A 22,469-nucleotide genomic window follows, 5' to 3' on the forward strand; every position below is an offset into this window, starting at 1 on the left:
TACGATTGGACAGGTGAGGATTATGCACCGGTCAGTGCTGGATTTGTACGGCGACGGATGCCGGCAACAGGTCATTCATGCATTTGAAATGTCCCAGCGGACAGACGCGCTGGAAGCAGGGGCTGCATTCGAGATTGAGCGTGATGACGCGGGCCTGTTCGGATAGTGGCGGCGTAAAACCCGGGGACGATGATCCATACAGCGCGGTCACTGGCACGCCGACGGCGCAGGAGATGTGCATCAGCCCGGAATCATTGGTGACGACGTGCCGCGCCAGGCTCAGCAGGTCAATTGCCTCATCCAGTTGCGTCTCGCCAGCGAGGATGGTGCAGAGCCCGCCGGACAGGCGGTTGATCTCCTTGGCGACGGGCACGTCGCCCTTGCCGCCGAACAGCCAGATTTGATGGCCCGACGCGGCGAGAGTTTTGGCCAACGCCGCAAAATGTTCGGCGGGCCAGCGTTTCGCGGGGCCGTATTCGGCGCCGGGACAAAATGCCACCATCGGCTTGGTGTTGTCCAGTTTCAGGCGTGCGAGCGATCCTTCCAACGCCGCCGGATCGACACGCAATTGCGGATTCGGTACCGGCTGGGTCAGCATTTCCGTCGCGGGCTGTGCCAGTGAGGCGAAGCGCGCCGCCATGGTCGGCAAGGCGTGCTCGTCCAGGTCGCGGCAGTCGGTCAGGATCCAGCCGCGCATTTCGCCGCGAAAACCGATGCGCGCGGGGATATCGGTAAACCATGCGATCAGCGCGGACTTGAAGGTGTTGGGCAGCACGTAGGCGCGATAGTAGCCGCTGTTGTGGTCGCGATTATCGGCGCGATTGTCGCCTTCTTGCTTGAGTGACTTGCCGAGGGCACGGCGGGCGCCGAGCTGCAGTGCGCCATGGCCGAACGGATTTTCCATTACCCGCGCCACTTCGGCCATGCGCCGATAGACCGGCATCACCCATTTGGGCGCGAGGACATCGATCTCGACATCCGGATTCGACGCGTGCAGACGCATAAGCAGCGGCTGCGAAAGGACGGCGTCGCCGATCCACGACGGCGCGATGACGAGGATGCGCATCAGCGGACCGTGCCGCCTTGGCGAGGGGCTAGTGGTGCGATTTAACCGGGCCGGTCAGTTTGTAAACCGTGCCGCAATACGGGCACTTTGCTTCGCCGGTTTCCGCGACATCGATAAAGACGCGTGGATGGGCATCCCACAGCTTCATTGACGGCATCGGACAATGCAGCGGCAAATCTTTTGCCGACACGGTAATTTCCCGGGACTTCAACTCGGAGAGCGGGGCGGTGGATGTGGTCATGGATGCTTTTCCCTATTTGACGGGCGTGAGCCAATGGTGATATTTCGGATTGCGACCGTTGACGATATCGAAAAAAGCCGACTGGATTCTCTCGGTGATCGGGCCGCGTGATCCGGCGCCGATAACGCGCCCGTCAAGCTCACGGATCGGCGTGACTTCCGCGGCGGTTCCGGTGAAAAAGGCTTCATCGGCGATGTACACATCGTCCCGGGTGATCTTGCGCGCCTCGACCGGAATGCCCAGATCCGCACAGAGGATCTGGATCGATCGCCAGGTGATGCCGTCCAGCGCGGAGGTGAGCTCGGGTGTCGAGATCTTGCCGTCGCGGACGAGGAAAATATTCTCGCCCGCGCCTTCCGCGACATAGCCCTCGGTGTCGAGCAGCAGCGCCTCATCGTAGCCGTGGTCGGTGGCTTCGTTGTTGGCAAGAATCGAATTGGCGTAGGTCGAGGATACCTTGGCGCGCGCCATGGTCACGTTGACGTGATGGCGGGCGAATGAGGAAGTCTTGACGCGAATACCTTTCTTCAGGCCATCCTCGCCCAGGTACGCACCCCATGGCCAGGCGGCAATGGTGACGTGCACCTTGGCGCCTTTGGGCGAAACGCCCATTTTTTCCGAGCCGTAAAACGCCAACGGACGCAGGTAGCAGCTTTCCAGGTTGTTCGCGCGCACCACCTCGCGTTGGGCTTCGATGATTTCATCCATGCTGTAGGGCATGTTCATCTGGTAAATTTTGGCAGAATTGAACAGCCGCTGGGTATGTTCTTTCAGGCGGAATATGGCGGTGCCGAGATTGGAAGAGGCGTCCGTCTTGTACGCGCGCACACCCTCGAACACCGCCAGACCGTAGTGCAGGGAATGGGTCAGCACATGGGTGGTGGCGTCGCGCCAGGGAACCATTTTGCCGTCGTACCAGATGACGCCGTCGCGGTCTGCCATTGACATAGGGAAATCTCCAGGAAAATCCAGAATAGTGGGTTATTTTATCGCATCGGCTGGCGAAATCGCCTCCGTCCCGCAGCCAGCATCAGGCGGCGGCGAATCGATTCGCCCTCAAAAACAGTTGTGTCATAATGTTTTGATGTATTGAAACCTGTTAATTTCCATGGCCTTGCGGGCAATATGCGGGGTTGAATCAGGTTTCAGGCAGATAGCAAAGGCGCATTTTTCGGCCTCCATATTTTCTCCTCACGCGTACTTTCAAAGCCACCACAAGAGCATGATCGCGAAGGATGTCTTGACAGATTCACACCAAAACGCCGGATCGAAGGCGGGGACGCTGTCGCCCGAAGAAAAACTCTCCGGCGATATGTTGCTGTTCTCCACCGCGTTGATGGCGCTCGCGTCGATGCTGTGGCTGTCGATCTACTGGAGCCTTGGCTTGCGGTTCTCGACGTCGATTCCGCTGGCGTTCCTGTTCCTTTCCGCGGGCAACATGTTCTTCTTCATGAAGTCCCGCAAGCTGGGATTGTTTTGCGCGACCCAGTTGACGATGTTCCTGTTCACGCCATTCGTCATGCAGTGGTCGATCGGCAATTTCGTCAATGCCAGCGGCGTATCTCTTTGGGCGTTGCTGGCGCCGGTCGGGGCGATCGTCATCCTCGGTACACGCGATTCGATGCCGTGGTTTATCGCCTACATTTTCATGACCGCGATGTCGGGCTTTTTCGACTATTCCTTGCCGATGGACAGCAAGCAACTGGATCAGAAAACGGTCGCTATCTTTTTTGTGCTGAATTTTGTGTCGATTTCGGCAATGGTCTATGTGCTGCTCTGGTATTTTTCGCGGGAGAAATCAAAACTACGCGCGGCGGTGGAAGCGCAGACGTCCGCCGTATCCCTCGAGAAAGAACTTTCGGAGCGCCTACTGCTAAATATCCTGCCGCAGCCGATTGCCGATCGCCTGAAGCGCCAGGAAACCAACATCGCCGACGGCCACGCCGATGTGACCGTGATGTTTGCCGATATCGTCAATTTCACGCACATGTCGGAAGAGATGTCGCCGAACGAGACCGTGCAACTGCTCAACAATGTGTTTTCCGAGTTCGATGTGCTGGCGGAGAAATACGGCATCGAAAAGATCAAGACCATCGGTGACGCCTATATGGCGGCCGGTGGCTTGCATAGCGGCGCCGCGCAGTACGTGGATTCGATGGCCGACATGACCATCGACATGCAGTTATTCGTTTCGCAGTACACGGCAGCGAACGGCCAGAAGTTAAGTCTGCGTATCGGCATGGCCACGGGGCCGGTCGTGGCGGGCGTCATCGGTCGCCGAAAATTCAGCTATGACCTGTGGGGCGATACGGTCAACGTTGCCAGTCGCATGGCGTCGGAGGCACTACCGGGCCAAACGCAGGTTGATCTTGTGACGTTCCGGCGGCTGCACAATCGTTATCGGTTCGATCAAGTTCAACAGATTCATGTAAAGGGCAAAGGCCCAATGCAGGTGTATACCTTGCTTGGCCGTTTGTTGAATCGTCAGGAGGAAGGCAACGTCGTGCGCCTGCCGGACCCTGGACTGCAACAGCAACGCTGATCGCGGCCACGAACCATACGCATGAGTTTGCAAGAGCCGGAAGTCCCATCCAATCGCAATGCCAGGCATCCCGGTGTTGCCTTGGTGCTTCAGGGTGGTGGCGCGCGCGCGGCCTATCAGGTCGGCGTCCTCAAAGCACTTTCCGAGATCCTCGGCCATCCGGTGGAAAATCCGTTTCCGATCATCACCGGCACCTCGGCTGGCGCCATCAACGCGGCTCTACTCGCGGCGCACGCCGACAACTTCGCGCGAGGCGTGGAAACGCTGGTCAATGTCTGGACCAATTTCACGCCGGACCAGGTTTATCGCACCGACTTTCCCGGCGTCGCGCGCAACAGCCTCAAGTGGCTGTCGGCATTCCTGTTTGGCGCCATCACCAAGAATCATCGCGTCTCGCTTTTCGACAACTCGCCGCTGGCCGAACTGATCGCCCGGCATGTCGATCTCCCCAAGATTGCCGGGCATCTGGAAAGCGGCGCGCTGCGCGCAGTCTCGGTGACGGCCGCCGGTTATACGTCGGGCCAGAATTGTGCGTTTTTCCAGGCCTCTTCGGGTATGCAGGGTTGGCGCCGCTCGCAGCGCGTCGGTATACGTGTGAGCCAGTTGCGCAGCGAACATTTGATGGCGTCGGCGGCCATCCCGTTTGCGTTTCCGGCCATCAAGATCAATCGTGAGTTCTTTGGCGACGGCTCGATCAGGCAGATCGCGCCCTGCAGCCCCGCACTGCATCTGGGGGCTGAACGCGTGTTCGTGGTGGGTACCTCCAAGCTCGTGAAAGACATTCCCGATCGGCTTAACGGCGACGAATATCCCTCGCTCGCGCAGATCGCCGGCCATGCCATGGCGTCGATTTTTCTGGATACGCTCGCGGTCGACATCGAGTTGTTGCAGCGCATAAATTCGACACTGACCGTTGTCGATCACAGCAAGCTCAAAACATCCGGCATGAATTTGCAGCATGTGGACGTGTGTGTCGCATGCCCGCAGGAACCACTCGAGACTTTGGCGTATGAACACGTGCGGGATTTGCCGTGGACCATTCGCGCCCTGATGCGTACCATCGGCGCGATGCGCAAGGGTGGCGCCACGCTGGCAAGTTACATGCTGTTTGACAAGTGCTACTGCCAGGCGCTGATCGAAATGGGCTATCAGGATATGCTGAAGCGCCGAGAGGAAATTGCCATATTCTTCGACGCCAGCGCCTGCCCCATGCCGACGGTGATTCCCCACGTCAAGTTCGATCCTGGCCGGACAATGCAAATGGACGTTATCAAGAATGGCTGAGACAATGGAAAAACCAACCACCAAGAACGAACCCCTGCAGCGCGCGAATTTTCCGCATCACCTGCCGATCGATACGCGCTGGAGCGATAACGATGCTTACGGCCACCTCAACAACGTCGTGTTCTACTCGTATTTCGATACGGTGGTGAACCAGTACCTGATTACGCGCGGCGTGCTGGATATCGACACCAGTCCGGTGATTGGCCTGGTGGTCGAGACCGGGTGCAGCTATTTTGCGTCGGCGGCGTTTCCGGAAAAACTGGCGGCAGGATTGCGCGTGGCGCGCCTCGGCAACAGCAGCGTGCGCTATGAGATCGCCCTGTTTCGCGAGGGCAGCGACGCCGCCATCGCACAGGGGCATTTCGTGCACGTCTATGTGGGCCGGGAGACACGGCGACCGGTGCGCATGCCGACCCAGCTGCGCGATGTGCTGTCAAAATTGCAAATGCCTTGAACCATACAATGGAGTCTTCAATATGAAACGCATCGCGTCATTTGCCATTCCGTTGTTGCTCATCGCCGGCATTGCTATTGCACAGGCGCCGGGGATCAAGCGCACACTGCTGCAAAAAGGTGAAGTGCCAGCCGAAGGCGCGCGCGAAGTGGTAATGGGAATCGCCGAAATTGCCGCCGGTGGCGCGGCCGGGCGCCACTCACACAATGGCCCCGAGACCGGCTATGTACTTGAGGGCACGACGTTGCTGGAGATCGATGGCGAATCGCCGAAGACGCTAAAGGCCGGCGACAGCTATTTCATTCCCGCCGGCAAGATTCACGATGCCAAGGCGCACGCGGGTGCTCTGGCAAAAGTGCTGGCGACTTACGTGGTGGAGAAGGGCAAGCCGTTGGCGACGCCCGCGCCGTAGTCCTCAAGCCAGGATGATAAGCGACCGAAATCGCTGCATCAGCCACGAGCCGATTTCCTAGACTTCTTCCATGCACACGCTATGCGGCATCGGATATTCCCGCCATTCCACTTTGTAGCCCAGCGCTTCCAGTTTGGCGCGGGAGCCACGGGCCAATGCCAGCGGCACCAACGGGTCCTGCGTGCCGTGCGCCATCAGGATGGGGATGTTGGCGTTGGCGACCGTACGCTCGGTCGCCAAAGAGTCTTCCAGCGCGAGATATGTTGACAGTGCGAGGATGCCCGCCAGTGGCTGCGGATGGCGCAATGCGGTCTGCAAGGCAATCGCCCCTCCTTGCGAAAATCCGGCGATGACAATTTTGTCCGTGGCGATCCCGCGTGTGACTTCGCGGGCGATGAACGCATTGATTGATCCCTGCGATTCGCGCACGCCGGCTTCATCGGCCTTGCGCACCGGCCCATCCTGGAATTCAGACATTGAGATGTCGTACCAGCCCGGCATGACCTGCCCGTTGTTGATCGAGATCGGCCGCGATGGCGCCTGCGGGAAAATGAAACGCAGCGGCAGGTCTTCCGGCAATCCGAGTTCCTTGACGATGGACACAAAATCCCAGCAGTCCGCGCCGAGGCCATGCATCCAGATGACGGTGCCTTTGGGTTCGGCGCCAGTGACGAGTTCAATGTGTGGGATAAGTTTTGTCATCGGTTGTTTTCAGAGTAGAAATAGTACAAACACTAGCACTGTAGCGGCTTTCAGGCACAAAATGCTTTGCAAGCCTCGCCAGTGCTAGGGGTAAGACGTCGAAGTTTTCCTTTGTGCGTATTCACGAGGCGCGCGCCCGAATTGCCGACTTCGGCCGGAACGCCTTTATCACGTCATCGTTGGTTTCCAGATACGGCCCGCCAATCAGATCCACACAATACGGTACCGCGGCAAAAATGCCGACCTCAATCGGCTTGCCGTCCGCGTCCTTCAATCCTTCCAGCGTTTCCTTGATCGCCTTGGGCTGGCCGGGCAAGTTGATGATGAGGGACTGCTTGCGGATCACCGCCGTTTGCCGCGAAAGAACCGCCGTCGGCACAAAACGTAGCGATATCTGCCGCATGCGCTCGCCGAAACCATCCATGACGCGATCCGCCACCGCGAGTGTTGCATCGGGTGTGACATCGCGCGGCGCGGGGCCGGTGCCGCCTGTGGTCAGTACCAGCGAGCATTTTTCGGTATCGACGAATTCCTTCAGCGTGGCTTCAATCAGCGATTGCTCGTCGGGAATCACACGCGAGACAATCGTCAGCGAATTTTTCAGCGCCGATTTCAGCCAGCCTTCCAGCGCGGGCAGGCCTTCATCCTGATAGACGCCTGACGAAGCACGATCGCTGATTGACAACAAGCCGATTCTTGCCGCGTCGTGTGCCGCGTTTGTCACCCCGGTTGCCACCTCTGTCGCCACTTCGGCCGCCATCAAGGCTCTTCCACGGCCTGGCGCGACTGCTGCACGATGGTGTCGTGCAGCGACTGATACAGCAATCGAAAATGTTTCGGTGGCCTGTTCTTGGCCTTCTCGTCCTTTGCGTCGCGGATGTGTTGCTCCAGCATGGTACGGTCGGCTTCGGGAAACTCGTTCAGGAAGCCGCCTAGAGACGTTGCATCTTCCAGCAATCGCTCGCGCCAGCGCTCCGCCAAGTGATGCAGGGCCGTCTGTTTCTTGTTCGGTGCTGAAATGGCTTCGAGCTTTTCGGCGATCGGCGCGGCATCCACATTGCGCATGACCTTGCCGATGTATTGCATTTGCCGCTTGAAGCCCCCATGTTTGGAGGTGGGAATTCGTTTGGCTTCAAGTACTGCCGAAAGCAATTGCTCGGGCAGGTCCAGCTTCTTGATTGAATCGAGTGAGAGTTTCACCAGCGCTTCGCCCATGTCCTGCAGCGCGAGCATATCCCGCTTCTTCTGGCTTTTACTGATAGAATTTTCGTCTTCTGTGGTCATTCTTTTGCCTTGTGTTGCCTGGATTGCAGCCAAGCGCCCATGATACCTCACGCCGCTCGCGTCGTTCCCCTCCTTCCTTCTTCTGAATTGTGCCCCTGTGACTGAAAAAACCCTTAGAACACTTGCGCGTGCCGTAGCTTCCGACACAACGCCGCCGAACTTGCGTGATCTCGCCGCCTTCACCCTGGAACGCGCCAAGGCGCTGGGCGCCACTGCCGCCGACGTGGAAATATCCACATCGGTCGGCCAAAACGTCACCGTGCGCATGGGTGAAGTGGAAACCATCGAGCACAATCGCGACAAGGGCCTGGGCGTCACGGTGTATCTCGGCCAGCAACGCGGCAATGCCTCGACCACCGATGTTTCGCGCGATGCGATCGAGCGTACGGTAAAGGCCGCGCTGGCGATCGCAAAGTACACCGCGGCCGACGAATTCTCCGGCCTGCCGGATCCCGCCCGTCACGCGCGACCACCATTTGCTGATTGCGACATCCACTATCCCTGGGTGCTGCCGGTCGAAGACGCCATCACGCTTTGTAAACGTATTGAAGCGGCGGCGTTCGCGGTCGACAAGCGCATCAACAATTCCGACGGGGCCTCGGTCTCCACCTCCGATGCGGATTTCATTTACGCGAATTCCAATGCGTTTATCGGCGGCTACCCCACCACCCGGCACAGCACCAGTTGCACCATGATCGCGGCAACCGAACAAGGCATGCAGCGCGATTACTGGTATACGGTCGCGCGTGAGGCCGCCCGACTCGAGGCGCCAGAACACGTCGGCCGCAAGGCGGGCGAGCGCACCGTTGCCAGGCTCGATGCGCGCCGCATTCCGTCCGGCGATTTTCCGGTGTTGTTTGAAGCACCGGTTGCGTCAGGGTTGATCGGCAGTTTCGTTGGCGCCATCAGCGGCTCCGCACTTTATCGCAAATCGAGTTTCCTGCTCGACAGCATTGGACAGACCGTGTTCTCGCCGATGGTCACGATTCACGAAGATCCGTTTTTGAAGCACGGGCTTGCCAGTGGACCGTTCGACGCCGAGGGCGTAGCGACGGCGGTGCGCGATGTTGTCAAGGATGGCGTGGTTCAGGGTTATTTTCTCGGCAGCTATTCGGCGCGAAAACTCGGCATGCAGTCGACCGGCAATGCGGGCGGCAACCACAATCTCATTGTCGCGCCGGGTCCACTGGACCTCGCCGGCCTGCTGAAAAAAATGCATCGCGGACTGCTGGTCACCGAGATGATGGGACAGGGCGTGAACAATGTCACCGGCGATTATTCGCGCGGCGCCGCCGGATTCTGGGTGGAGGACGGCGAGATCGCATTTCCGGTCGAAGAAATCACGATCGCCGGCAACATGAAAGAGATGTTCAAGGGCATCATCGCGATTGGCAATGACGTGCTGGCGCTGGGCTCCAAGCAGGTCGGCAGCATCCTCATTGATCGCATGTCAATCGCCGGCGAATAGCCGCACGCGACGGCATGTTTTATACTTTCCGCTGAAGTTGTGTTGCCACAGTTGCCAAAAAAAATAAACCAACGACCCGAGGAGTAATGCATGCAAAGACGCAAGTTCCTGACATCCGCCGGTGCCAGTCTCGCTGCCGGGGCGACCGCCATTCCAACGCTCACTCAGGCCCAGACTGCCACCTTGCCGTCGATCAAATGGCGGCTGACTTCCAGTTTCCCCAAAAGCCTGGATACGATTTATGGCACCGCGCCCGGAATCGCCAAGCGGGTCTCCGAGTCCACGGGTGGCAAATTCACCATTCAGGTCTTCGCCGCGGGAGAATTGGTTCCGGGCCTGCAGGCGCTGGATGCGGTAAAGGACGGCACGGTGGAATGCTGCCACACGGCGCCTTACTACTACTTTGGCAAAGACCCCACCTTTGCGTTTGGAACCGCCATTCCATTCGGCCTGAACGCACGCCAGCAAAACGCCTGGATGTATTACGGCGGCGGATTGGCGTTGATGCGCGAGTTTCTGAAAGACTATAACGTCATCAATTTCCCCGCAGGCAATACCGGGGCGCAAATGGGTGGCTGGTTCCGCAAGGAAATCAAGACCGTGGCCGACCTGAAGGGCCTGAAATTTCGCATCGCCGGATTGGCGGGGCGCGTGTTGTCGAAGCTTGGTGTGGTTCCACAGCAGATATCCGGTGGCGACATTTATCCCGCGCTGGAGAAAGGCACCATCGACGCGGCCGAATGGGTAGGCCCGTACGACGATGAAAAACTGGGGTTTTACAAAGTTGCCAAATACTATTATTACCCCGGGTGGTGGGAAGGCGGACCCGAACTGGACCTGTACGTCAATCTCAAGCAGTGGGAAGCGTTGCCGGCTGAGTACAAATCGATTCTTGAAGCGGCGTGTGCGGAAGCCAACGGCGACATGCTGGCGAAGTACGATGCCCTCAATCCGGCCGCGCTGAAGCGTCTGGTGGGCAACGGCGTGCAACTGCGTCCGTTCAGCAAGGACATCCTGAATGCCTGCTTCAAGGCGGCCGAAGAGGTTTATGCCGAAGAATCGGCCAAGAATCCGAAGTTCAAGAAAATTTACGAAGCGTGGCGGGTGTTCCGCAATGACCAGGTTCTCTGGTCCCGTGTCGCCGAGCAAAACTTCGACAGCTTCATGGCGACGGCACGGTCATCGAACAAGCCTGCCGCACCCGCGAAGAAGTAGTGGTTCGCGGCATGGAAAAAGCCCCGCGATGCGGGGCTTTTTTTCGGGTGCTGCGATGGTCCGTTGCGAATACTCAGCGCCGCATCTCTTTGGCGATCTCGTTGAAATGGCATACCTGGTTCCTGCCGTTGTTCTTGGCCGCGTAGAGTGCCTGGTCGGCCCGGTTGATCAGCTCGTCGTACAAGGCGCCCGTATCTGCCGGCGGCAAACCAGGATCCGGGACGAACGTGGCGATACCGACACTGGCGGTAACCGGATATCTCGGGTCCTTGATGGCTTCCACGGCGGTGCGAAAATTCTCCGCCACGACAAAACTGCCGGCCTCGTCGGTATCCGGCAACGTGACCGCGAACTCCTCGCCGCCGTAACGTGCCGACACGTCATTCTGGCGACAGGTGTCATTCAATATGTTGGCAATCAGGAACAGCACGCGGTCGCCTTCGGCATGACCAAATTGATCATTTACGCGCTTGAAAAAATCCAGGTCGATCATCAGCAGGGACACGCCTTGCCGCTGTCGAACTGCATTCCTGATGATCCATTCGGTTTGCTCCTGATAGGCGCGCCGGTTCAGCAGGCCGGTGAGGCTGTCGTGGCTGGCGAGTTCTTTCAGTTGCACGTGCAAGCCTTCAAGCTCGGCGGTGCGCCGGCGAAGTTCCTCCATCGTCGCCTTGCGTTCAGTTACATCGCGCACGGCGCACAGGAAAAACACGCCATCCGTGGTGTCGAGCGTGCTGATCATGATGTCAACGGGAATCTCGCTGCCGTCCTTGCGGCGTGCAAAGGCATCCATCAGCGATGCGCCCATGTGACGTAGCTTCGGATCGGCGGCAAATCGGGCACGGTGGCCGACATGGCGCGCCGCAAGTCTCTCCGGGACCAGTATTTCGACTTCGTGACCAATCAGCTCATCGCGTGAATAGCCAAACAGCGCCTCCACCCGCGCGTTGCCCTGGCGGATGCAGCCCTCGGAATCAACCACCAACAAAGCGTCAGGCGTGTGCTCGAAGATACGGTGATAGAAGATGTCCATCGTCCCACCTCGCTTCAATCTTCTGCCAAAAAGGCCACGCGAGGTTGCGTTAGATCAACAATGGCGTCGGAAAATGTGCAGCATCCCGGTATGAATGACATACATAACAGCCTGTCGGACTTAGAGGAAATCGGCTGCAAAATGATCTGATCGGTGTATATTTCCCCGCTTTTCGGCGCCAATGGAACAACCATTGGCTTGAAAACCGTGAAGTGGGGTAAGCAGGGCTTTCGCCGTAAGGCGAAGACTCGCAAAATCTGCCCGCGCCCATATCATTTTTCGCTTCGATTCTCTAAGTCCGACGGGCTGCTAGCAAGTCGATGGAATTGAGAATCATGCCGAGTTTTCAAACCCTAGCACTGGTGCGCCTTTCCGGGCAAAGGGCCACGTCGGTGCGGGGGGGGGGGGGGGGGGTGGGGGGGGGGGGGGGGGGCGGGGGGGGGGGGGGGGCGGGGGGGGGGGGGGCGGGGGGGGTGGGGGGGGGGTGGGGGGTGGGGGGGGGGGGGGGGGTGGCGCCCGTGGGATGCGTGGGGGGGGGGGGGTGGTGGTGTGTGTGTTTGGGTTCGGTGGTGTGGGTTGGGTGGGGCGGGGGGGGGGGGGGGGGGGGGGGGGGGGCGGGGGGGGGGGGGGGGGGGGGCCCCGGCCGGGGGGGGGGGGGGGGGGGGGGGGGGGGGGGGGGGGGGGGGGGGGGGGGGGGGGGGGCGCGGGTGGGGGGGGGGGGGGGGGGGGGGGGGGGGGGGGGGGGGGGGGGGGGGGGGGGGGGGGGGGGGGGGGGGGGGGGGGGGGGGGGGGGGGGGGGGGGGGGGGGGGGGGGGGGGGGGGGGGGGGGGGGGGGGGGGGGGGCACCGCCGGGGGGGGGGGGGGGGGGGGGGGGGGGGGGGGGGGGGGGGGGGGGGGGGGGGGGGGGGGGGGGGGGGGGGGGGGGGGGGGGCCTAAATGCCGCAAAAACCGCGCCAGTGCTAGGGTTTAAATGATTTCCACTACCTTCCGCCTTGCAGCGCCTTTTCGATTTCTTCCGCCGCCAGGTCTTCCTTACTCTTACCTTTGGTCGTTGCTTGTCTTGCAGCCGGTTTGCCGTCAGCCTTTGCCCCGGAACTTGCAGGTGCTTCGGGCTTGCCGCCCAGCGCTTTCATGAGGTCGTCCGCCGCCGCGTCTTCCTTTGAAGGTTCCGCCGAAATGTCGTCGCTCTTGCCGCCAAGCGCTTTCATGATGTCGTTGTTGCCGGCGTCGCTCTTCCGGTCGTCGCTGCCCGGCACCATGACCGTGTTGGGATCCGGATTATCGCCTTCCAGTTCGATCTTGACCTTGTTGAGATCGAGTTTGACCGGGTCATCGAGGAACATGGTGACTTGCCTGGGGAACGCGATGACCAGCACCACGAGAATTAGCTGCAAGGCAACAAAGGGGAGCGCCCCCCAGTAAATATCCGAACTCTTTACTTCCTTCGGTGCAACGCCGCGCAAGTAGAACAGCGCAAAGCCGAAGGGCGGATGCATGAACGACGTCTGCAGATTCACGCACAGCATGACGCCGAACCACACCAGCGCGGCGTCTTCACCGACGATGGGGGCGAGGAGAATTTTCGCGACCGGCGCCACCAACGGGACAATGATGAACACGATCTCGAAGAAATCCAGGAAGAATGCGATGAAGAATATGAACAAGTTGACGAATATCAGGAAGCCCCACACGCCTCCGGGAAGGCCGGTCAGCATGTGTTCGAGCCACGGCCCGCCATTCACGCCCTGGAAAACCACTGAAAAGCAACTGGAGCCGATGAGAATGAATACCACCATGGCGCTGAGGCGCGCGGTGGATTCGTAGGCTTTCCGGATGAGGTCACGAAGGTCGGCGATCGCGGCGGCGCGCACGCACAGCCAGACGATGGCGATATAAAGCACGGTGCAGGCGATCTGGAACGCCAGTGACTTGAACGCGAATATGCCGATGATGACGCCAATGCCCGCGGCCGACATTCCCACCCAGAATACGCGGCGGCTGCCTTGCCCCAGTTGCGGGTGGCGGTGCACGGCGATCACGAGAGCGCCGACCGCGCCCATCGCGCCGCCTTCTGTGGGCGTGGCAAGCCCCATTAGCATAGTGCCAAGCACCAGAAAGATCAGCGCCGCGCTGGGAACGATTCCCAGCAGGCATTTCTTCCATAGCGCCCAGCCTTGCAGTGTGCGGTGCTCTTTCGGAATCGCGGGAAGCCAATCGGGCTTGATGCGAGAAAGGACAAACGTATAGCCGATGAATAACAGCACTTGCAGGATGGACGGACCCCACGCGCCCAGGTACATGTCGCCCACCGATTTGCCGAGCTGATCGGCCAAAACAACCAGCACCAGAGACGGCGGCACCAGTTGCGTGATGGTGCCCGACGCGGCCAATACGCCAGTCGCGTACCGCATGTTGTACTTGTAGCGCATCATGATCGGCAACGAGATGAGTGTCATCACGATGACCTGCGCGGCAACCGTGCCGGTGATGGCGCCGAGAATGAAACCCACGAGGATGACCGAGTAACCCAACCCGCCACGCAAGGGGCCGAACAATTGCCCCATCGAATCGAGCATGTCCTCCGCCAGTCCGCATTTCTCGAGAATGGTTCCCATGAACGTGAAGAACGGGATCGCCAGCAGCAGATCATTCGACAGCACGCCGAGTATGCGTTGCGGAATGGCCTGCAAAAACGTTGGACCAAAGAACCCGTGCTCAATTGAAATCACGCCGAAGAACAGGCCCAATGCGGCCAGCGTAAACGCAACCGGGTAGCCGATGAGCATGAACAGCACCAGCCCGCCAAACATCAGTGGCGGCATCAGTTCGAGAGGAATCAGCGTCACTGAATCGGTCTTTCGTAATGCGTATCGAGTGTGATATCTCCGTGAAGCGCGGCGGCCCGCTTGATGATTTCGGATATTCCCTGAAGCGCTACCAGCGTGAAGCCGATCGGCAGCAGGATCTTGAACGGCCAGCGAACCAGGCCGCCGGCGTTGGAGGACATTTCATTGCCAGCCCAGGCGTCGGTAAAGACCGGCCACGACATATAAGCGATCACCACGCAGACCGGGATGAGAAACACGATCGTGCCGATCAGGTCGAGCCATTTCTTTCCGCGATCGGACAGCAGCGTGTAAAGGATATCCACGCGCACGTGTTCGTTCAATCTGAATGTATAGGCCGCGCCGAACATGACGACGGCGGCAAAGAGATACCACTGGATTTCCAGCCATGCGTTTGAGCTTAAGTCAAACGCGTATCGCATCATGGCGTTACCGGCGCTGATGAAGCATGACAATAGCACTGCCCAATTCGCGAGATAACCAACCCGCTTGTTCAGCGCGTCTATAAGTCTGGTGAGTTTCAATAGTGCTCGCACCGCATTTCCCCTCTCGAAAGTGTCCCTTCGCGGCGATCATTGCCTCTTGTTATGCGGTCGATTATATCGGCTTTGGAATTGCAGACCGATTGGAAGAAACGCAATTCCTTGCTGCGGTTGTGAGGGGGCAGCGAACGCCGTGCAGTGCCTTTACTCCGTTGGCAACTCCGTCAGCGCCTTTGGTAGCACCACATTGGGGTGGGCTTTCCTGAAGCGCACCAGCTCTTCGCGCAATTCCTTGAGCTTGCCTTGTTCGCGCAATTCCAGCAGGCGCTTCAGCCATGGGCCGGGGTTCTCGCTTTCGTCGGATTTGCGGGACTGCTGATATGTCTGGGTGGTGTTGCCGCGGAGTCCTGTGGCGCTCGATGTCTGTGTTTCGCTCCGGGCGCGATCGGGCAATGCGGCACGTGGCGGCGCTGCTCCGGCCGCGGCAAGTGAAGGCGCGAGTTGTTTCATCATCGGTTCCGGCGCGAGAGCCGCCGGAGCCGTCGGCACTGGTGATGTCGCAACACCACCCGCAATGACCGGTCTCGCGGGCACGCTGACGTCCTCGGCGGAACGAATCGCTCCGGCAACGCGAACTTTTTCCGCAAGCACTTTCGATTCCTTCGCGGCTGCCAGATTCGCATCCGCACGCGATTCCTTGCGCCCGGGTGCAATAGCGTCGGTCGCCGGGAACGGGGCCGGCGCCACGCTCGCCACGGCAGGCGAGGGTGGCGAATACACGGGCGCAGCAGGCGCCAACGATGCGGGGGCGGCGATGGCTTGTTGCGGTGGAAGTGGCGTCGCTCCGGGCGTTGTGCTGCGCTCTTCTTTTGCCCGCTCGGAATTCTGCTGACGCGAACCTTGTACGTTCGCGGTGATTGCGCCTGTATCCGTGCCAGCGTCCGCGCCGGCACCTGACGCGACACCGGATTTCTTCTTGACGGCATCGGCTGCCATCACGACCGGCGGCGTTGTTTCAGCCACCCTTGCCTCCTGTGGCGCAATCGTGGCGGCCGGTGCGGCGGCCGGCGCATCGGCGCGGCGCGCCTGGGTCATTTTCTGAATCGGCGCGGGAGCGAGCTCGGGTTTTTCCTCGATTGCAACGAACACCACCGATACCGACAGCACCACGACGGCGGCCACTGCAAGTTGAGGCGTCCACTGGCGAAGCCAGCTTTTCCCGACCGGCTGCGGTCGGGCATGCACGGCGCGGCGGGCAGCGGCGCGAATCGCGTCGTTGAGCGCGGCGGGCGGCGCCATGTGGTCCGCATCGCGATCGCGGGCGTCACGGTAGGCACGGCTGACCGCGTCCATGTCCCGCTTGTCTTCGCTTCCGGGTTGATCGTGATTACTCATGCGTACTCCTGCAAGCCGTCGCGCAATTTTGCGATGGCATAGCGCAACCGGCTTTTCGCGGCTTCAAACGTACACCCGGTTGCCTCCGCAATATCTTCGACACTCAATCCGCCTTCTTCGTGCAATAAAAATGCTTCGCGCTGTGGCGCGGGTAGCCCCTCGATGGCGCGCAGAATGGCGGCGGACTGCTGTTGCGATTCGGCGCGCACCATCGGCTCATCCACACGGCTGGCAACCAGCCGGTCGATGGCGTTTTCTTTGCCGCCTTCAATATCGCTGTCGCGTTCGAACAGCGTCAGTTCCACGCGACCGTGGCGGCGAAAGTAGTCCATCAACTTATTGTGCGCCAGCGTGAAAAGATAGGTTCGAAATTGAGCTTCCACCCGGTAGCGATCGCGCGCCTGGATCAGGTTCATCCACACCTCCTGAAACAGCTCCTCCGCGTGTTCACGCGTGCGGCACTGGCGGCCAATGAATCGAAACAGCCCGCCGCGATGCCGCGCATAGAGATCGTCAAATGCACCGGCGTCGCCAGCCTGATAGCGCAGCATGAGAGCTTCGTCGGATGTTTCATCGCTTGCGGTCATGTTGCCCGGAAGTTTACTTGACCTGTGTGCATGCAGGTCAAGCTTCCAGGCGGCTGACGATGTTCGTGTCAACGCGGGGGATCGGGGACGAAGCGGTCGGGGAATGCCTGCGGCTCACGCCACGTGTGCGAGGGAATTACGCCGCGCGCCACCAGATTGGCGTAGCTGTCGTAATAGATGCTAACGACTTCTTCAGGCTGCGACGTTGCACGTTCGAAACTGGTATAGCGGGCGGGGGAAGTCTCACTTCGGCCGTGGCCGGTACCTAATCGGTCCGCCAGTTTGTCCGTGAATGCACCTGACTGACTTTCTGCGGGGCGGTCTGCGAGTGATTTTTCCATGGCGCGCGGTGACGCCGACTGGGCTGGTGCTTCCGCACGTTCGTCGCCATCCCCGCGCTCACGCCCGGATGAACCGGACGTCCACGGTGCACGCGGCCACGGTGCGTATGAAATCGCATCGGGTTTGCGTCGATACAATGCCGCGCCAATCACGCCGACATGGTTCGGGCGCCCGGTGCGCGCCGCATAGGAATCTCCCAAGGACGTGAAATAGAACGCCGCCGTTCGCGAAAGACTTTTGCGCCAGCCGGCGATATCCATCTGCTGCCAGCGATCGATAACGTAACCACCTTGTTGCGTGGAAGCGGTCTCGCCGCTGACGACATTGACGCCATCCACCGAGACCACCGCCAGCACATCCTGGCCGGCCATGTTGCGCACGGTGATCTGGTATTCGTTACCGGGCGCGCCGACGACGTAGGCCCTTCCCTGGTGCCAGTAAATGGGCAGGTTGCGATTCTCGGTGCGGTCGTAGAGATCGACGCTGGCGAGGCGGCCGATGGCAAAGGCGTTGCTGGAAGCCAGCGCGATTGCAATGGTGAATATGAGTTTGTGTTTCATGATGGTTCCTTTCCACATTTGGTTGTCTGGCTGTCGCACTATTCATTGCTCCCCCTTTTCAAAGGGGGAAGGACTACGTGTAAGTTGTGTGGCATGTGAAACAGCTCACTTCACCTCAAACTCCCCCACAAAGACCACCTCGCGCTTGTCCTTCAATCGCATCGTCACGATCTGATCCTGCTGATTGCTGGCGCCGAAGTGCGTGGAAAGCTTGAGTGACAACGTCGTCGCTCCCGTCACGTTCTGCCGGCGATCGCCGAAGTAATTCGCCTCGACTTTGTACTTGCCGGGCTTGGCCGCCTTCAGCGAAAACTCTTCCGGCCCGTACCCGCCCGTGAAGTCCATCGACATGCGACCCCCCTGATAGGTGAGCCGGTGTCCGTAGTACGCCTTGTCGCCATTCGGGTCGGTGACCCACAGATCAATGTCGGTGTTGTCAGCATCCCAGGTCAGCACGGCGCGCAGATCGAGCGGCAAATTCTTCAGCAGGCGAGCATCGATGCGGCTGGTGTCCACCGGCGTCTGCGCGGTCGCGATGATCGAATTCAGTTCCGCAAGCGTGATCAATTCGATTTCCGGGAAGCGGCCATGCCACGGTCGGATGACGACTTCATGGAGCGAATCGATGGCCTTCTGCGGTTGCTTGTCGGCGGCGTAGGCGAGGCCCAGGTCGCGGTAGGACTGTGGTTCTTCCGGGCTCAGCGCGAGTACTTTCTTGAATACCGGGATCGCCAGTGCGGGCTGCTTCGCCTGCATCAGGCGATAGCCGAGGATTCGCAGGATGTGACGATTCTCCAGGTCCATCTCGGCCAGATTGGTCAGTACACGCGTGCCGAGATCAGGCATACCCTTGTCGAAGAACACGTCGGCGGCGTCGAGGAAGAACGCGGTGCTGTTGGCGTAGCCGGGCTTTTCGTCCAAATAGACACGGTAAAGATCGGAAGCCGTTGCGTTGCGCATGCGCGTCGCGTAGGGTGCATCGGCTTGCCACTTTTGCAGGCGAATGGTCGCAACAGTTGCGTTGACTGCGGCATCGGCGGATGGCGCTGCACCCGATCCATTTTGCAGCCCCATCGCTTTTGCCCTGACAACCGGCGATGCTGGCAGCGGCGACGGCGGTGGCGCCGCGGCCGCCGGTGCCACGTTGCTCGCGGATTCCTGCGCCGTTCTGCGTGGCGCGCCCGCATCGGCGCGATCAGCACTCGACTCCGCACGCCGCTCCATCACCGCGCCAGTTACTGCGGAAACTGCATCGGTAAACGCGATCTTTGCTTCTTTCTTGAGCGATGAATCTTTCGGGAAATCGCGATTCCACCAGCGCACCTTTTCCTCGAAGAGTCGAACGATGTTGTCGAGGTGGGCCTTGCGCTCGCCGCGGCGTTGCTGGGCGATAGCGGTGCTCACGCGTTCATAGTCGGCGCGCAATTCAGGCGGCGGCACGATTTCAAAGCGCGCGTAATCTTCAATGCGGTCGAGGATGATGAGCGAAGTTTCGCGCGTCACCAGTTTGAAGCGCTGGCCCAGCCGGCGAATTTCGGCGCGATTGAATTCATATTCCCCTTCCAGTTCGGTCACACGCAACTGCGCCCACTGCGCGGCGGCCATTGAATTCGCGTGACCTGCTGCATTGTCGTCCGCTTTTACCGGCACAACCAGGACGGACGATTTGCCGCCGGCATTCGCCAGTGTGATTCGCACCTGCGCCTCGTTTTCATTCAGCACACCACCCAGCAACACGCGCCCGGCCTGCGGATAGGGGCCGGACAATACCAGTTGCGACGCACCGTTCGACGTTACATGCGTCACGTATGTGCCGCGGGTCAGCAGTTTGCGTGCCGCGTCGGCGTTGGAATCGAGCGTGAGGTCGATGAACCGTCCGCCATGTCGATGCGCGATGGCGCGAAGAAACGTGGTATCGGATTTCGCTGCCGCTGAAATTGAAAACAGCGGCACCTCGACCTTGGCAAAAGGCGCATCACCGAAATTGTTCAGGCCATCGCTGAACAGCAGGTATTCCTGCACTTTAGCCTCGGGCACGAAAGCGCCGAGGTTGGTGGCGCCGTCATACGCGGTGGCATTGAGCGCATCGCGCAGCGCCTTCCAGTTGCCATCGACGATACGGAACACCTGCACCGGCTCGGCGTCGTGGCGAATGCGCGTCAGGCGGATTTCGCCGTTGCGCATCTTGTTGAAGTACGCGTCGAGCAGCGCAAATTCGCGGCCGTGATCGCGCGTGGCGCCGCTGCCGGAACTATCCCAGACGAGTCCAACGGTTTTGGGAATGTCGCGCGCAGCCTCGGTCGACGGAACCGGCACATCGGCTATGAAATAGGTGCGGCCTTCGAAATTCTGCGAGTACGTGACCGGCCCCGTGGTCGCCAGCATGGTGATGTCCAGCGTCGGTGTGGCCTCGGTGGCAAAGTCGCTTTGATTGAGTCGCAACCGATAGCTGTCGCCTTCCGGTACGAGGACGAGGCTGCCCAGCGCGCGAGTGGTAACCAGCGGCTTGCCACCCGTATCGGCAATCCGCACATCGACCGCCAGATTGCCGATGCGATCGCCGAACCCAAGCGGCAGGCGATAGACGTTGCGATTGCCCTGCCGTACCAGCGTTTCCGCAATGCGCAGCACCACGCGTTTCACGCCCTGCGCGGGAATCGGATACACCCGCAACTTGAAATTATTGCCCTGCGTGACTTCCAGCAAACCGGGGTCGATATTGCCGCGAATCACGTCTTCAAATACCGCCTGGCCCTTGGTTTTCTCGACCGGCACGGCATCGCGCAGCACGCCATTCACGTCCATCGCGAAACCGGCGATGCGCTGGCCATCGAGCAGGGGGAATTGCAACTCGCCTTCCAGCACGCGTCGGTTGGGGTTGTAAAACGTCATGTCGATTTCCGTCCACGCATGGCGGCCACGGACTTCGCCTGTCAGCCTGACGGATTGCACCTGCACGGCGGAATTGACCGGAGAAGAAATGACCAGGCGCGGCGGTTGCCAGATTTGCACCGGAGGCGACTTGGCAAAACTGGCAATGGATGCGATGAGACCGACGGCGGCGATGGTTGCGTTGATGAGTAACTTGGGGCAGTTCACGATGCGCTCCTTGTTGGGGGATATGCAGCGTTGAACGGCGAGCGCGGGGGAAAGGGTTAAACGGGGCTTAAAAAAGGGCGTAAAGTGCTTGCAGGGACATGCCAGATTAACTGAAATGCCAAACACAAGCATGGGTGCGGCTTTCAGGCCGAAAGTGGCTTGAAAGCCGCACCAGTTCTAGAGTTTGATGATTGGAGCGCCTCAAAACCCCGTCATCCCAGCGAATGGCCACAAGGGCCGCGCTGGGCTGGAATCCAGTCCATTCATATCTTTAAGAGCTTGGATGGGACGGGGCCCCGGCCTTCGCTGGGACGACGGCATGTCAGATTTAGAGACTCAGGAAGCCACACCCTTCACCCACTGCGAAACAAGGAGACCACATGAAAACCATCTTTATCATGACTGCACTACTGGCCGCAGCCGGCTGCGACAAAATGGGCAATCAACAGACCATGAACGTCAACGGATCGACCGGCGGCAGCTACTCGCAGAACCAGAGCGGCACCGGGAACAAGCAGGAAATGAACATCGGCGGCAGCGGCGACAAGTCGCAAAATCAGAGCGGCACCGGGAATGAACAAAGAATGAACGCCAGCGGCTCCGGCACGGCCTCACAGAATCAAAGCGGCTCGGACAACACACAGGTCATGAACGCGAAAGGCGCCGGCAAAGTGATTCAGAACCAGAGCGGCGTCAACAAGGAACAGACGCTGAATGTGGATGGCGATAAGAATACTGTTGTTATTCAAAACAAAAACAACAAATAGCCGGCGCGAATTGGGGTTCCAGCATCAAGCGGGCAGGTTGAACCCGGCGACTTGCTCGTGTGGTAACTACACGTGAAAACATTATTCATGCTGGTTTGCGTTTGCGCGTTTGGCCTGCCCGCAGGCCTTTACGCGTTTCGCGACAATTCATGGGAATGCAAGACAAAAGTCACCGTTGGCTTTGTTCAAAGAGATGGCAACAAATTGAGTGTTCGCGATTCGCAGATTGAAGAATCGGGGGCAATAATTTCCGATTCATCCTTGTCCTTGTCGTCTCCTTTGCGATTCGAGTTCAATCTACGCGGCAAAGGCAATTTTCACTTTCGATATTCAGAAAACGTCAGCAAAGTGGGGCTCTGGTCTGGGCGCATAAAGGTCTACGATGGGCCGCCCATCGACTCTTTCATATTCGGCAAAGGCAGACTGGGTGTAGGCTTGAGGCGAAGGGAAGTGCATTTGTTGAAGTGTCAGATAAATGCTCAATTCGAAGTTTTGTCGGTAGCTTTGGCTGAGCACAGAGTCGTGTCGACGAGCACTGGTGCGGTTTCCCGGCCAAAACGCCTGAAACACCGCACCAATACTCGTGTTTTACCGTTCAACGCCACCTCCCACCAAACCAACCCGTAGTGCTCCCCCTTGGCGCCCAGCCCTAGATACAGCGGTGGCATGATAAAATTTGCCCAAATCCTG

Annotated in this window: 21 protein-coding genes; 8 read left to right on the forward strand and 13 right to left on the reverse strand. The window is 59.7% G+C overall.

Annotated elements, in window-relative coordinates; all coding sequences use genetic code 11:
- Positions 1 to 31: 31 nt before the first annotated feature.
- From waaF to IPP88_23395, 3 genes are read right to left on the reverse strand one after another with little or no spacing between them, the layout of a single operon-like run.
- Positions 32 to 1,066, reverse strand: a complete 1,035-nt coding sequence (waaF, locus tag IPP88_23385) for a lipopolysaccharide heptosyltransferase II (GenBank protein ID MBL0125477.1) — start codon at positions 1,064 to 1,066, stop codon at positions 32 to 34.
- Between the two features lie 28 nt (positions 1,067 to 1,094).
- The gene (locus tag IPP88_23390; GenBank protein MBL0125478.1) at positions 1,095 to 1,307 is read right to left on the reverse strand and encodes a zinc-finger domain-containing protein; all 213 of its coding nucleotides are present in this window, start codon (positions 1,305 to 1,307) and stop codon (positions 1,095 to 1,097) included.
- A gap of 12 nt (positions 1,308 to 1,319) precedes the next feature.
- Positions 1,320 to 2,255, reverse strand: a complete 936-nt coding sequence (locus tag IPP88_23395; GenBank protein ID MBL0125479.1) for a branched-chain amino acid transaminase — start codon at positions 2,253 to 2,255, stop codon at positions 1,320 to 1,322.
- Between the two features lie 274 nt (positions 2,256 to 2,529).
- On the opposite strand from IPP88_23395, the gene IPP88_23400 reads away from it, so the two are divergent.
- Genes IPP88_23400 through IPP88_23415 form a run of 4 tightly spaced genes read left to right on the forward strand, consistent with a single transcriptional unit; the run spans position 2,530 to position 5,999 of the window.
- Positions 2,530 to 3,849 (forward strand): adenylate/guanylate cyclase domain-containing protein, encoded by a 1,320-nt coding sequence (locus IPP88_23400; GenBank protein MBL0125480.1) that lies wholly within the window; start codon positions 2,530 to 2,532, stop codon positions 3,847 to 3,849.
- 21 nt (positions 3,850 to 3,870) lie between these two features.
- Positions 3,871 to 5,133, forward strand: a complete 1,263-nt coding sequence (locus IPP88_23405) for a patatin-like phospholipase family protein (protein ID MBL0125481.1) — start codon at positions 3,871 to 3,873, stop codon at positions 5,131 to 5,133.
- Between the two features lie 4 nt (positions 5,134 to 5,137).
- A complete protein-coding gene (locus tag IPP88_23410) occupies positions 5,138 to 5,587 on the forward strand; it encodes an acyl-CoA thioesterase (GenBank protein ID MBL0125482.1) in 450 nt (149 codons plus the stop codon).
- A gap of 22 nt (positions 5,588 to 5,609) precedes the next feature.
- A complete protein-coding gene (locus tag IPP88_23415) occupies positions 5,610 to 5,999 on the forward strand; it encodes a cupin domain-containing protein (GenBank protein MBL0125483.1) in 390 nt (129 codons plus the stop codon).
- A gap of 57 nt (positions 6,000 to 6,056) precedes the next feature.
- Here IPP88_23415 and IPP88_23420 read toward each other — a convergent pair whose 3' ends face one another.
- The 3 genes from IPP88_23420 to IPP88_23430 all read right to left on the reverse strand — a co-directional run bounded on the left by IPP88_23420 (position 6,057) and on the right by IPP88_23430 (position 7,985).
- Positions 6,057 to 6,701 (reverse strand): dienelactone hydrolase family protein, encoded by a 645-nt coding sequence (locus IPP88_23420; protein MBL0125484.1) that lies wholly within the window; start codon positions 6,699 to 6,701, stop codon positions 6,057 to 6,059.
- A 121-nt stretch (positions 6,702 to 6,822) separates the two neighbouring features.
- Complete coding sequence (gene mog / locus IPP88_23425) at positions 6,823 to 7,461, reverse strand: molybdopterin adenylyltransferase (GenBank protein MBL0125485.1); 639 nt, start codon at positions 7,459 to 7,461, stop codon at positions 6,823 to 6,825.
- On the reverse strand, positions 7,461 to 7,985 hold the full coding sequence (locus IPP88_23430; GenBank protein ID MBL0125486.1) for a DUF615 domain-containing protein: 525 nt from the start codon (positions 7,983 to 7,985) through the stop codon (positions 7,461 to 7,463). The genes mog and IPP88_23430 overlap by 1 nt, the downstream gene beginning before the upstream one ends.
- Positions 7,986 to 8,145: 160 nt before the next feature.
- On the opposite strand from IPP88_23430, the gene pmbA reads away from it, so the two are divergent.
- A complete protein-coding gene (gene pmbA, locus IPP88_23435; GenBank protein MBL0125487.1) occupies positions 8,146 to 9,453 on the forward strand; it encodes a metalloprotease PmbA in 1,308 nt (435 codons plus the stop codon).
- Positions 9,454 to 9,543: 90 nt separating this feature from the next.
- Positions 9,544 to 10,668: a TRAP transporter substrate-binding protein gene (locus tag IPP88_23440; GenBank protein ID MBL0125488.1), complete on the forward strand. Its 1,125-nt coding sequence runs from the start codon at positions 9,544 to 9,546 to the stop codon at positions 10,666 to 10,668.
- A 73-nt stretch (positions 10,669 to 10,741) separates the two neighbouring features.
- On the opposite strand, the gene IPP88_23445 is transcribed toward IPP88_23440, so the two are convergent.
- The 7 genes from IPP88_23445 to IPP88_23475 all read right to left on the reverse strand — a co-directional run bounded on the left by IPP88_23445 (position 10,742) and on the right by IPP88_23475 (position 21,012).
- Positions 10,742 to 11,701, reverse strand: coding sequence for a diguanylate cyclase (locus IPP88_23445; GenBank protein MBL0125489.1), 960 nt, complete (start codon positions 11,699 to 11,701; stop codon positions 10,742 to 10,744).
- Between the two features lie 980 nt (positions 11,702 to 12,681).
- Positions 12,682 to 14,541 (reverse strand): TRAP transporter large permease subunit, encoded by a 1,860-nt coding sequence (locus IPP88_23450; GenBank protein MBL0125490.1) that lies wholly within the window; start codon positions 14,539 to 14,541, stop codon positions 12,682 to 12,684.
- A 2-nt stretch (positions 14,542 to 14,543) separates the two neighbouring features.
- Positions 14,544 to 15,083: a TRAP transporter small permease subunit gene (locus IPP88_23455; protein ID MBL0125491.1), complete on the reverse strand. Its 540-nt coding sequence runs from the start codon at positions 15,081 to 15,083 to the stop codon at positions 14,544 to 14,546.
- 150 nt (positions 15,084 to 15,233) lie between these two features.
- Positions 15,234 to 16,424 carry a hypothetical protein gene (locus IPP88_23460; GenBank protein ID MBL0125492.1) on the reverse strand — a complete coding sequence of 397 codons (1,191 nt, stop codon included), beginning with the start codon at positions 16,422 to 16,424 and terminating at the stop codon, positions 15,234 to 15,236.
- Positions 16,421 to 17,011: a sigma-70 family RNA polymerase sigma factor gene (locus IPP88_23465; GenBank protein MBL0125493.1), complete on the reverse strand. Its 591-nt coding sequence runs from the start codon at positions 17,009 to 17,011 to the stop codon at positions 16,421 to 16,423. The genes IPP88_23460 and IPP88_23465 overlap by 4 nt, the downstream gene beginning before the upstream one ends.
- 68 nt (positions 17,012 to 17,079) lie before the next feature.
- On the reverse strand, positions 17,080 to 17,931 hold the full coding sequence (locus tag IPP88_23470) for a hypothetical protein (GenBank protein ID MBL0125494.1): 852 nt from the start codon (positions 17,929 to 17,931) through the stop codon (positions 17,080 to 17,082).
- A gap of 87 nt (positions 17,932 to 18,018) precedes the next feature.
- Positions 18,019 to 21,012, reverse strand: coding sequence for a DUF2135 domain-containing protein (locus IPP88_23475; GenBank protein ID MBL0125495.1), 2,994 nt, complete (start codon positions 21,010 to 21,012; stop codon positions 18,019 to 18,021).
- Positions 21,013 to 21,392: 380 nt separating this feature from the next.
- Between IPP88_23475 and IPP88_23480 the strand changes: the two genes are divergently transcribed.
- The gene (locus IPP88_23480; protein ID MBL0125496.1) at positions 21,393 to 21,779 is read left to right on the forward strand and encodes a hypothetical protein; all 387 of its coding nucleotides are present in this window, start codon (positions 21,393 to 21,395) and stop codon (positions 21,777 to 21,779) included.
- 72 nt (positions 21,780 to 21,851) lie between these two features.
- Positions 21,852 to 22,406, forward strand: coding sequence for a hypothetical protein (locus IPP88_23485; GenBank protein ID MBL0125497.1), 555 nt, complete (start codon positions 21,852 to 21,854; stop codon positions 22,404 to 22,406).
- Positions 22,407 to 22,469: the final 63 nt, after the last annotated feature.

Source organism: Betaproteobacteria bacterium, assembly GCA_016720925.1.
In the GTDB taxonomy this organism is placed as follows: domain Bacteria; phylum Pseudomonadota; class Gammaproteobacteria; order Burkholderiales; family Usitatibacteraceae; genus UKL13-2.